Origin of the sequence: Acetobacter senegalensis, from assembly GCF_001580995.1 — a bacterium.
GTDB classification, from domain to species: domain Bacteria; phylum Pseudomonadota; class Alphaproteobacteria; order Acetobacterales; family Acetobacteraceae; genus Acetobacter; species Acetobacter senegalensis.
Genome location: NZ_LHZU01000076.1, coordinates 1 through 11,579, shown reverse-complemented (window position 1 = coordinate 11,579; position 11,579 = coordinate 1). Strand labels below are relative to the sequence as shown.

Here is an 11,579-nt window from a genome sequence, read left to right as displayed (position 1 = left end):
ATTCTGGCGGCTCGTTTTCTCCAAGCTGCTTCCGCCACCACAAAAGGGGAGCCAATGCGCGTACGTTGAGTGTGCCGCGCAAACTCAGATTTTTCCAAGGCTGTATTGCTGCTGATTGGGGTGGTGACGGAAGCAGCTTGGAGAAAACGAGCCGCCAGAATCCCCAATATGTCTCCTCGGAGCCAATTCCCATGCCTATCTGCCAGCAACGGACGATCAGAGTCGCCATCAGTCGTTAGGATGGCGTCAAATTTTCCTTGGGCGGCCCATTGATTGGCCAAGGAAACGTCTTCAGGACGCACAGCTTCGGTATCAACGGCTACAAAATTTTTAGATCTACCAAGGGGTATGGCCTCACCGCCAAGAGCTTCCACAATATCGGTTAGAACATCTCGCCCAACGGCGGAATGCTGGTAAACCCCGAGGCATAGACCAGATAAAGCATCGGCACCAAAAAAATCACGGTAACGGGCAATAAAACTCGGAATGATATTTGTAACGGGAGGAAACGCGACTGGCTTTATAAGCTTGCCATTTACATTAAACATCTCTTCAGGAAGCTCTATGTTTTGATCTCTCATGGCCAATTCGTCGTCCTTGAGAAATTCACCCTGAGCCCGGTTGAACTTGATACCATTGCGGTCTGCAGGAATATGACTTCCTGTCACCATAAGAGAGGGAATCCTCAAAGAGAAAGCGTAATGGCACAGAGTAGGGCTGGGAACAAACCCACAAAATACAGGCTTTCCTCCCATATACTTAATTGCCGCGATACAGGCGCCCATGATGCGTGGCGTGCTGGGACGCAGATCTCCGGCAACAGCAACCATGGTGTGCGGAGAAAATTCACCTAACGTAGCCAGATGCTGAAGGTACCCCATTGTATAGGCAAAGCAGACCATATCACTCATGTTGTCAGCCAAGCCACGCGCGCCACTTGTACCAAAAACAACACCTGATTGTTCCATCCATTGGGATATTTTCACGGTTTCCTCCTTACTGTATTCATCTAAAGATTTTTTTGATTTAGCGGATAATTCTATGTTGTGAATTCATATGTAAATAGAGCCGTTGTTTTTCATAAGTATGTCTTCTTAATCTCTAAATGCATGAGCTTACTTTTTCTCGCGTGGAACATCGAATTTTTGCATGGGCCTGATAAAAATATCTGTTGTCTCTGCTGTTCGTGGTAGGAGGAGACTATTACATAACGCGACGGCGACATCCTGTGGTTGCAGAAGAAGATCTGGATTATAGGGTTTACCGGCTGTTTGATAAATAGCTTCCTGGCGAGGGGTCGCTGTCGTGCCGGGCATAATAGAAATGACCCTTACGCCTTTTGCGTTAACTTCATCCCGTAGCGTATCTGTCAAAGATTTCAGCGCTGTCTGCGTCGCCGCATAGAGGCCTCTTTCCGCCGTATTCGTTGCTTTGATGATGGAGGAATTGATAACAACAATCTGGCCGTTGCTTTTCACGAGAGCGGGCAACGCATGCTGTATAAGAGTCAGAGGGGCTTTTACGTTAACCGAAAAAAGATTATCGAACTGCGCGGTCGTGGTTGTCTGCAAAGAACCTTGGTGAAAAGTCCCGGACGAAATAACGAGATAGTCTAGGCGTCCGTAAGTGGTTTCTACGGTAGAAAAAAGTTTTTGAACAGAAGATGACGATGTAATATCGCACGCGGCAGGTAAAGCGTTACAGCCTGCCTCTAACGCGCAGGACTTCACTTCAGATTCTGTACGCGCAACACAGATAACAGAAGCACCAAGGCTCGACAGGTGAAGACTGGTTGCTCTGCCAATGCCTCGGCCTGCGCCGGTAACAAGGGCAACATGGGCCGAAAAAGGACGGGATTCTGTCACGATCTCTCCTGCCAAAACTTGTTTATTGAGTAGACGTTATAAGATGGGTCATGAACCGTTTCCTATTTATGGGGTTGGAAAAGGCTGAGCTTGTTCTTTGCCATAAAGTTTCAGAAGACCCGCTTTTTGTAAAATATCAACAGCATAAAGAATGGAGCGAAAAGATCTCTTGGCTCGGCTTGCAATATCTAGAATAGAGTTTTTTCCATCGGATAGGTTTAATGCCCATAATAGGCCTAATTGGTCAGGCAGATCATCTTTAATTTTATCTGTTTTTAATGCTTCATGTTGTAAAGGATAAAGGCCACGCTTTCCAAGTTGAGGCTCTCCATAAGGGCTCGTGCTGACAGGATAAAGAGAGTTCTCTATTATAGTAATTAGATCCGCTAGCAGAGAAAAAGAGGATTCCAAAGTATCGGGTGTTACAAAATCCAGATTATCTGCAGATGTGTGATATTCGGGAAAGGTTCCGTTCGGAGAACGCATCAGGCATCCAACAGGAAGATTAAATCCGGGAGAGCAATATTGACGCTCATCATACCCGTAAGGTTCAAAGTCCCAAATACGTGCATTTGACTGACGGGACAGGAGCTTACTCATCAGAGCATTAATGCTCGCAGAGTCTTCTCGCGCTTTCTTATACGTAAAAGGCCCTTTATCTCCAAGGCAACTGAGAACAAGGCCATTTTTTATATTTTTTGTCTTATCGGAATTCCTTGCCAGCCATGTAATGGAGCCAATCGTACCTGGCAGAAAAAGAAACCGGTATGAAAGGCGGCGTTCTGGAAGGTCTTGGAGTTTGCGAATAAGTTCTATCGCTATTGCAAGAGAGGAAAGGTTATCATTTGCAAGAGAAGGATGGCAACAATGTATTGAAAAAAGGAATTCCTCATCTGATTCGCCTGGGATAAGAACTTCCCCGTATGTAAGGAAGCCAGGCGCAAGCGTGGAATCTATATCGACATAATAATGGGCGTCTGTTAGCTTTTTTTCTGATTCTCAGATAAGCAAAAGCCCCAGTTTTCTGTGTAATAGCTCGTCTTGTATGGAATAAGATCTGGCTGATTTGGGAGTGTAAAAAGATGCTCCTCAAGCTCTTCTCTTGAGACAAGTCCATTGAAAGGTAAACTATATTGCAAAATATGAAGCGTTGAATCGTTTATATCTATAATGATATTTCTATGCTTATCCATCAGCTTTGCGGAACTAACATTCCATTCTTTGGGCACAGTCCAGTCAAAAACTAAATCGCCACTCGCGACGGATGTAGTAGAGAAATTTTTTATCTGCGCGGAGATATATTGAAGCGTTTCCACTATTCCTTTTCCTGTGATGCTTCTTAAAATAGGAAAAAGAGTTCTTATGTGTTGATGAATAGCATGACCTGAAATGTCTCGAGATATGGGCGGAAGAAGATGTTGCTCAAACATGCTGGGAACCTTTCTTCGGCTTAATCATTTTTGGAGCGAGCAATTTTTTTAAAAGCGACTTTTTGATAGAATTTGATATTCGGTAGAAGCGAGTGAGTAAAGCTTTACGAAGAGGATCTGCGTAAAAGCTAAACGGATAACGACGTAAGGTTTTATGAAAGGTGCTAAAAGGATTGAAAAAGCGTTCTGGGCGCCCTTCATAGTGTATTGTGCTGTTGAGAAAACGTTTTGAATCAAGAACTGGATGGATGTAATTTTGTTCTCTGAGATAGAAAATATTTTCCTCCAAAATAGGAGGATAGTGAGAAAAATAATCAGCTTTACCATATGCAGTTAACTGAACCACATCAAGATTACTTGCATGGATTTCAGTGCCAACAAAGAGTTCACAATGAGGCCAATTATAGATTTTTTTTTCGCGATAGTGTTTCGATAGAACGAGGCGCCGTTCGTAAAGAAAATCTATTGATCTCTTTGAGAAGATCGCAAATGGAAAATAAGTTTTCCTTATATTCTCATACGGATAAACTCCCTCTGCACTCTGCAAATAAATACAACCCTCCAGGCTGGAGGAAGAGGTTAAAGCGATGATATCTTTTTTTTCTCTAGAAATAGATTTTATTATTTTTTCAAGATCACAATTTATAAAAACGTCATATTCACATAGAATGTAATAATCATAGTTAGGAAAAAGGGACGAATAATAATAAAGTGGATAATCTGCGTTCCACCACACCATATTTTTGTCTGGACCAGATTCTAAGCCCATTTTTAATAAATCATCAGTCGTGAAAATTACAAAAGGTAGGTGTTCAACTGGAGGGCATAGACCATCAGTATTATTGGCGAGAATAACAGAATCAAAAGAATCACTTTTGGGTAGGCGCATATACTGTCGCAGCGTAAAGTCATCCCAGATATGGGTCCGAAACAGAATGACACAACGCATGACAATTCCCCGAAGAGTCTAACGTGAAATTTGGACCGTTAGTAAGAGAAAAATTAGACAAGTCATCTCTATAAAAAGCAGTAAAATTGTATAATAACTATATTATACAATTTTGTTTATATATCAAAATACAACGGACACGAATAAAACTAAATAATACACAAAATTGAGTACTGCGCTAAGCAAAACTAACTTAATTCCAAACGCGCCAAGGTGCCTGTCCTGTGCTCCATAAGTGATCCAGATGGCGTTTATCTCTTAGTGTATCCATTGAATACCAGAATCCGCCATGAGGAATAGCCATAAGCTCCCGATCACGAGCCAGACTTTCTAAAGGTAGTCGCTCAAAAACAGTCTCGTCGTTCTCGAGGTATTTAAAAACACCCGGGGAAAGAACAAAAAAGCCACCGTTTACGTAACCCAAACCTTCTGGTTTTTCATGAAACTCCTGGACTTCGCCGTCTTGAATTTCAAGAGAGCCAAACCGCCCGACAGGGCTAATTGCGGTTACTGTTCCAATTTTTCCATGAGAATAATGGAAACGAATGCTATCAGCTATATTCAGATCGGTAACGCCGTCTCCGTAGGTCAGGCAGAAATCCTCATTTTTTAAGTAATCCTTTAAACGAAGAAGCCGGCCTCCTGTCATGGTATCCAAGCCCGTATCAACAAGAGTTATCTTCCAACAATCACCATTTTTCCTGAGTGTTCGTATGGTTCCTTCTGAAAGATCAACTTCAATATCGGATGAGTTTTGATCATATTCAATAAAATAGCGTTTGATCATTTCTGACTTGTATCCCAAAGGAATTACAAAATCGTTTATGCCATGAGCAGCATAGATTTTCATAATATGCCATAAAATAGGACGGCCGCCAATTTCCACCATTGGTTTAGGACGCGCTTCAGTTTCTTCCATCAAGCGGGTGCCGTAGCCACCAGATAGGATGACTGCTTTCATTTTTCTCTTCCTTGTTCACTGATTATACGAGACGTTTTCAAACGATTTCTTATTCTGGGACACATTTTTCGTGGACCAGTAGAGTTCCGGGCCTAATTTCCCTGTTGCTATGAGATCAGAAAGAGTGTTCAGACGTGTCAGTCGTGCAGAAAATACCGGGATCAGAGCAAGATTGCATTCAGTTATTCCGTCAATCAATGAAGTGATCGAATGAGCGAGTGATATTTGGGGAACGTAATTTTTAGCAATGCGGCTTAGGTATGAGAAATCAACACGGTAAGAACGTTTGTCTGGGGGGGCATCATGATTGATATCTACTTGGGTGCCTGGAATCTGACTGGCCACCGCTTCAGCTAATTGCTTCACAGTGTAATTATTTTCATCAGATCCTGCGTTAACAATAACAAACTTTTCTCCGGAACGCGTAATGGCCCATTCAAAGATACGGGCCATGTCGCGAATATCAATGAGTGGACGCCACGGGCTACCGTCACTCAGAACGCGGATTTCTCTGAATTGAAGAGCGGACGCGACAAAATCATTCAATACCAGATCAAGTCGGAGACGTTTAGAAAAGCCGCATGCTGTTGCAAATCGAAGGCAAGAAATGAACATCCTATCAGAATGTAACTCTTTAAGTTCGATTTCGGCTTCAATTTTGGAGCGTGCATAAGCTGTTAATGGATTGGTTACGTCATATTCGGTAAGGGGATGGTCGGATGCCCAGCCATAGACACTGCAGCTCGATGCGAATGCAAAATGAGTAACGCCGGCAATAGCCGAAAACTGAGCGATCTTAATGCAGCTTTTCCTGTTGACCTCATCAGTTACTTCCCCAAATTTTTTCCCCATAGGGTCGTTGGATATGGCCGCTAGATAAATAACTGCGTCAACTCCTTCTAGTAGTGAAGGAGGAAAATCCCGAACGTCACCAAAATGCTGCTTATTCAGAACAATCTCTGGAATAGGCCCTTCACAGGTTAAACGGTCGGCGAACAAAGCCGTATCATAGCCTGATATATGGGCGTCAGGAAACGTATGGCGCAAATGTTGGGATACTTCTGGACCGATGTAACCCATATTGCCAATAATAAGAATATGCATGACAGAGCATAACCTTTCACAAGCGTATGGAAGGAAATTTGGCTTTGAGTGACGGCCAGTAAAGCAATAATGTTTTAAGGACTATGTAAAGGAATTCGCCGATCCAGCACGCACGCCGAACTGGGCACCTTATTTCTCGTTTGTGTGCTGTGAGAACGTTGGCGTCTCATAAACGTCTCATGTCGCAGATTACACATTTACGTGTGGAGGAACTTAGTTTGAAAATTATTTTCTCTCGTGTAAGGAGATAAATGTGGCATAAGAATGCTAACGACTGCCCCTCGGATTCGGACCATTTTGTCTGCGGATGTTTATCCAGAAAATCTGATAATTCTATGTGTAACACGATAAGCAATCCGTCGAAGAAAAGGAATACATCTTTCAAAATATAATAAAAATATTGTGGAGAGAATAAAGATGCGATTTGAGGCAACCCCAATTTCAGGAATGTGGAAAATTCACGTTGAAAGAACAAAAGATAGGAGAGGTTCTTTTGGAAGATTTTTTTGCGAGAAAGAATTTGAGAGTAGAAATCTTGTATCTAGTTTTTGTCAGTGGAGCAGTTCTCGTACGTTAAAGAGGGGTACTATTAGAGGTATGCATTTGCAATTGCCTCCAGCTGGAGAAACAAAATTACTAAAGTGTGTTCGCGGACAAATTTATGATGTTGTATTTGATTTAAGGAAAAATTCACCCTCATTTCTAGAAAAGACAGAAGTATTTCTTGATGAGGAAGAAGACGTTTTTCTTTATATACCTGAAGGATGTGTTCATGGATATCAGTGTCTAAAAAATAACGTAGAGGTTTTTTACTTTATATCTAATTTTTATAACGCTGATCGGGTAGGGGGAATCAGATATGATGATCCTGAGATGAACGTGAGATGGCCACTTTCTCCAACTTGTATCTCTGAGCGAGATCAAGCCTTACCGTTTTTTTTTCAAGGTCTCTTTCCGGATTTGTAGCGTTTTTTTCTAGAAAGGAAAATAGAAATGCTCTCTCAATCAATAGTAGATTTAGCTCCTTCCAAGACGAATTTGCACGAGGAGAGGGGCGTAACGAGCCATGGGGATTGCCGTCTATGTGGAAAAATACTCACAAAAACAGTCGTTGACCTCGGGATGTCTCCTCTTGCAAACGCGTATGTCAGTTATGATGAGCGTAATAAAATGGAGCCTTTTTTTCCACTTCATGCATTAATTTGTGATAAATGCCATCTTGTTCAATTGGAAAAATTTGAAGAACCAGGAAAAATATTTTCTGATTACTTATATTTTTCTTCTTACTCGACCAGTTGGCTGGCTCATGCAAAAAAATATATTACCGAACAAGCTCAACGATTTTCTCTTACATCATCTTCTTTGATCGTGGAAATTGCCAGTAATGATGGCTATCTCCTGCAATATGCCATGGAAATGGGTATTCGTGTTCTCGGCGTTGAACCTGCACTCAATGTTGCCCAGGAAGCACAAAAAAAAGGCGTTCCTACTGAATGCGTATTCTTTGGGCAAGAAACGGCGTCCTACCTTAAGGGTAAAGGATATAGTGCAGATCTAATGACCGCCAATAATGTGGTTGCACATGTTCCTGATTTACATGATTTTCTTGAAGGGTTTCGTATTTTACTCTCAGAAACAGGAGTGGTCACATTTGAATTTCCGCATTTGATGAGAATGATAGAGCAGACTCAATTTGATACAATCTATCATGAGCATTTTTCTTATTTCTCCTTGAAGACCATTCAGCATGCATTGTTCGAGCATGGCCTGCGTGTGTTCGATGTAGAAGAATTACCGACGCACGGCGGTTCATTGCGTGTTTATGCAACGCATCAGGATAATGAGAGGCAACCGACGTTAAGTAGCGTTGCAAATCTTCTGATAAGAGAACGGAATGCAGGTCTGGAGCAATTATCAACGTATAAAGCTTTCGCACAGCGTGCCTTAAAAATAAAAGAAGACTTACTTGAATTCTTAATTAACGCTTCGCGGAATGATTTAAAGATTTCTGGGTATGGTGCGCCGGCTAAAGGTAATACTTTGCTAAATTATTGTGGGATAAAAAAAGATTTTGTTAGTTTTACAGCAGATGCAAACCCGCACAAGCAGAATATGCTTTTGCCAGGAACCCATATACCTATTTTATCTCCAGATGCGATTAAAGAGAAACAGCCGGATTTTATTATTATCTTTCCTTGGAACTTAGAGGAGGAAATTATCGAGCAACTTTCATTTGTTAGAGAGTGGGGAGGAAAATTTGTAATTCCAATTCCGGAGCTTAAGATTATATAAAACAGGTTTTTTGAAAAAACCTGCATAGGTCTTTTTAAGATTTAGAGAGTGCTGGATATGGCGTCTTTGTCTTTTGGAACGTTTTGGTATGGGGGACGCCTAAGTGCTTTAGAAAAAGCATGTGCCTACTCTCTTATTCGGCAGGGATGTGAACTCACATTGTATTCATATCGTCGTGTTGATAATATTCCCGACGGTGTAGTTTTAGCAGATGCAAGTGAGATTCTTCCTGAAGAAATGACAAAATATTTTATTTTTAATAATATACCAGATCTTGGTCATTTCTCAGATTTTTTTAGATATTCCATGTTTCGAAAAAATAAAAAAACGTGGGTAGATTTGGATATGTTGTTTCTGGCAAAACCATATGTATCACCCAGTGGTGATATTGTTGTGCAAGAACGGCAGGGTGGTGTGAATGGCGCAATACTTGGGCTTACTTCTCCTTTCTTAGTGGACGAGTTAATCGCGCGTTCAAAAGCGCTCATGGGAAAAAAATTACGATGGGGAGAAACCGGTCCTCTTTTACTGGAGGCTGTCTTGGGAGAGAATAATGACATTGCCAAAATTTCTTCAAAAATCTATTATCCGATAGATCATTTAGATATTTATAAAATATTTCTTCCAGAAGAAAAAGAGTGGTGTATAGATCACACATCACAGTCAGTTGCGCTTCATTTATTTAATAATATTTTAAATAAAATTGGTTATTGGAAAGATATTTCTCCTCCTGAGGGATCTTATTTATATGGCATATTAAAAAAAATCGAAGCTATTGATTTTTTTCAAGGTATTTATCCAGATTATGTGATGAAAAATATAATAAATAATTATAATTTCCGTTTAAATGGTAAGGATTTAGGACTTAAAAATATAATTAAGCAGGTTGTTCCGAGCGTGTATCGTACTTACAGGCATTATAGACCCTCTTAGTATACAAATGATTTTAAGAAATATTCGGGATGCAGTATTGTTTGGAGGAAGTTATGTCAAAAAGTCCTTCATTTTCTATTATAATCGCGAATTATAATTATGGGCAGTATGTAGGGGACGCAATAGAAAGTGCCTTAATGCAAGATTGGGCATCAAAAGAAATTATCGTGATTGACGATGGTTCTACCGATGGATCTATTAATACTATAGAAAAATTTGGAAATAATGTCTTAAGTTTTTCTACTAAAAATCAGGGACAAAGAGAGGCGAATAATCTTGGTTTCTCAATGAGTTCTGGAGATATTATTATTTTTCTGGATTCTGATGATATACTGATAAAAGGCGCCCTTCGGGAGATCGCATCAGTCTGGCATGCAGGAGTGAGTAAGATTCAGGTATTGGTGCAGAGGACTGACGCAAAAGGGCGGCCGGTTGGTGCGATTATGCCCCGAATAAGATCAGGAATCACCCCACAAGAAATTCAAAAACAAGCTTGGTTATATTTAGATTATCCAAGTCCACCAGGCTCAGGAAATGCATGGTCTCGAGAGTTTCTTACCAAAATATTTCCGCTCGATAGCAAATTTGATTCGTCAACTGATACATCCTGTATTGCTATGGCTCCTTATTATGGTGATATTGTTACAATAGATCGCCCTCTCGTTTTGTATCGTACACATGGAAGAAATGATAGTAACTTAAGTAATGGAAAAGAAAACTATAATAGAGAGATCGTGCGAGCTTTTCACCGATTATATGCTGTCCAATGCGCTTGTTTAGATACCGGACATCCATTGCCGAAATATAAAGTTCTTTTTGAAAATAGCCATTTATTGCAATTGCGCATTGCATCTATGCGTTTGACGCCGACAAAACACTCGTTGCCGGGTGATTCTCTTAAGAAGGCATTTTACGATTCTTTTAAAATTTTTCTTTTTTCCAAAAAAAGACGTTCGTTTTTTGATGGAATGATATTGATCTGGTCAATCCTAGCAATAATATTGCCGGGGTTTCTTGCAGAACGTATGATAGATTTTCGCTTTTCAAGAAGGATTTTAGAATGTGCCATTTTAAATGATTGAAGAGATAAGAATTTTTTAGAGTTTATTTTATGAATTCTGATGGCTTATATATAATTTAGGTTTTTGAACTGGAGGTAGATGGCTCTTAAAGTCTGACTGAAAATGAATTGAGTGATTTTAGTTAGTTATATTTCATGGTTTTGCGACGACCTGATGAGATCATGATGGCCTGGACTGAAGTCATCTGCGCGATGACCTGGAATATGCAAGTGAGTTGCGTGATGCGGAATAAGCCCCAATCATATCCATTGATACCGCGAAGGAAGCGGTTGGGCCGTGCCCGGTGCATGAACCTGCGGCGCGTCGTGGAGGCCATTCTGTATATTGTCGCGACCGGGGGCAGTGGCGGCAACTGCTGCGGCAATTCCCGCCTCTCACGACCGTGCAGGGATATTTCTGCTGCTGGATCCGTGAAGGGCGATGGGAGGCGCTGAACAACGGACGGCGCTTCCGCGTACTGACGCTGGGGGACGACTAAACGCGCGAATGCCTGGTGCTGGTAGCGGATACATCGTTGTCAGGCGAACGGCTCGGTCGCGGGAACTCGACCGGATCGGGGAGCATCGCGGCTGGCCACTGATGATCGTCAGTGACAGTGGCACCGAGATGACTTCCTGCGCCATTCTAGCCTGGCAGGAAAAGGGGTCGGTGCCGTGCACTACATCGCCCGGGCAAGAAGCCGAAGCAGAACGGGTTCGTCGAGAGCTTCATCGGCCGGCTCCATGACGAATGCCTCAACGAGCATCTGTTCCGCAACATCGTCCGCGCTCGGACGCTCATCGACGCCCGGCGAGCCGACTACAACGCCGTCAGGGCCCACACCAGCCTCAATGGCATGATGCCAGAGGCTTTCGCCCAACATGCCAACTAGGCATATAGCAACCCACAGACCCTAACTGAGAGCTGGAGACCCGCAAAAACTGGTAGCGTTTGGACGGCTATGGTGATTCATTGAAGTTACGC

The 11,579-nt window shown here is 41.9% G+C and carries 10 protein-coding genes and 2 pseudogenes; 5 read left to right on the top strand and 7 right to left on the bottom strand.

Going from position 1 to position 11,579, the window contains the following annotated elements; all coding sequences use genetic code 11:
* The 7 genes and pseudogenes from AD948_RS01265 to AD948_RS01240 form a co-directional block, all read right to left on the bottom strand.
* Window positions 1-968: pseudogene (locus tag AD948_RS01265) on the bottom strand (phosphomannomutase); the annotation flags it as partial.
* A 147-nt stretch (window positions 969-1,115) separates the two neighbouring features.
* Window positions 1,116-1,865, bottom strand: coding sequence for an SDR family oxidoreductase (locus AD948_RS01260; RefSeq protein WP_061470346.1), 750 nt, complete (start codon window positions 1,863-1,865; stop codon window positions 1,116-1,118).
* 66 nt (window positions 1,866-1,931) lie between these two features.
* Entirely contained in the window at window positions 1,932-2,774 is an 843-nt protein-coding gene (locus AD948_RS18570) for a DUF4910 domain-containing protein (protein ID WP_248845872.1), read from the bottom strand.
* 71 nt (window positions 2,775-2,845) lie between these two features.
* Window positions 2,846-3,295, bottom strand: a complete 450-nt coding sequence (locus AD948_RS18565; RefSeq protein WP_248845871.1) for a DUF2172 domain-containing protein — start codon at window positions 3,293-3,295, stop codon at window positions 2,846-2,848.
* Window positions 3,288-4,184 carry a hypothetical protein gene (locus AD948_RS01250; RefSeq protein ID WP_156478882.1) on the bottom strand — a complete coding sequence of 299 codons (897 nt, stop codon included), beginning with the start codon at window positions 4,182-4,184 and terminating at the stop codon, window positions 3,288-3,290. Before AD948_RS01250 ends, AD948_RS18565 begins: the two co-directional genes overlap by 8 nt.
* A gap of 253 nt (window positions 4,185-4,437) precedes the next feature.
* Entirely contained in the window at window positions 4,438-5,205 is a 768-nt protein-coding gene (gene rfbF / locus AD948_RS01245) for a glucose-1-phosphate cytidylyltransferase (protein WP_061470344.1), read from the bottom strand.
* Window positions 5,206-5,220: 15 nt separating this feature from the next.
* Entirely contained in the window at window positions 5,221-6,309 is a 1,089-nt protein-coding gene (locus tag AD948_RS01240) for an NAD-dependent epimerase/dehydratase family protein (protein ID WP_061470343.1), read from the bottom strand.
* A gap of 417 nt (window positions 6,310-6,726) precedes the next feature.
* Between AD948_RS01240 and AD948_RS17495 the strand changes: the two genes are divergently transcribed.
* The 5 genes and pseudogenes from AD948_RS17495 to AD948_RS18320 all read left to right on the top strand — a co-directional run bounded on the left by AD948_RS17495 (window position 6,727) and on the right by AD948_RS18320 (window position 11,487).
* Complete coding sequence (locus AD948_RS17495) at window positions 6,727-7,275, top strand: dTDP-4-dehydrorhamnose 3,5-epimerase family protein (RefSeq protein ID WP_082782239.1); 549 nt, start codon at window positions 6,727-6,729, stop codon at window positions 7,273-7,275.
* A 27-nt stretch (window positions 7,276-7,302) separates the two neighbouring features.
* A complete protein-coding gene (locus AD948_RS01235) occupies window positions 7,303-8,601 on the top strand; it encodes a class I SAM-dependent methyltransferase (protein ID WP_082782238.1) in 1,299 nt (432 codons plus the stop codon).
* 57 nt (window positions 8,602-8,658) lie between these two features.
* Complete coding sequence (locus AD948_RS01230) at window positions 8,659-9,534, top strand: hypothetical protein (protein WP_156478881.1); 876 nt, start codon at window positions 8,659-8,661, stop codon at window positions 9,532-9,534.
* A gap of 53 nt (window positions 9,535-9,587) precedes the next feature.
* Window positions 9,588-10,616 (top strand): glycosyltransferase, encoded by a 1,029-nt coding sequence (locus AD948_RS17490; RefSeq protein ID WP_248845870.1) that lies wholly within the window; start codon window positions 9,588-9,590, stop codon window positions 10,614-10,616.
* Between the two features lie 184 nt (window positions 10,617-10,800).
* Window positions 10,801-11,487: pseudogene (locus AD948_RS18320) on the top strand (integrase core domain-containing protein).
* Window positions 11,488-11,579: the final 92 nt, after the last annotated feature.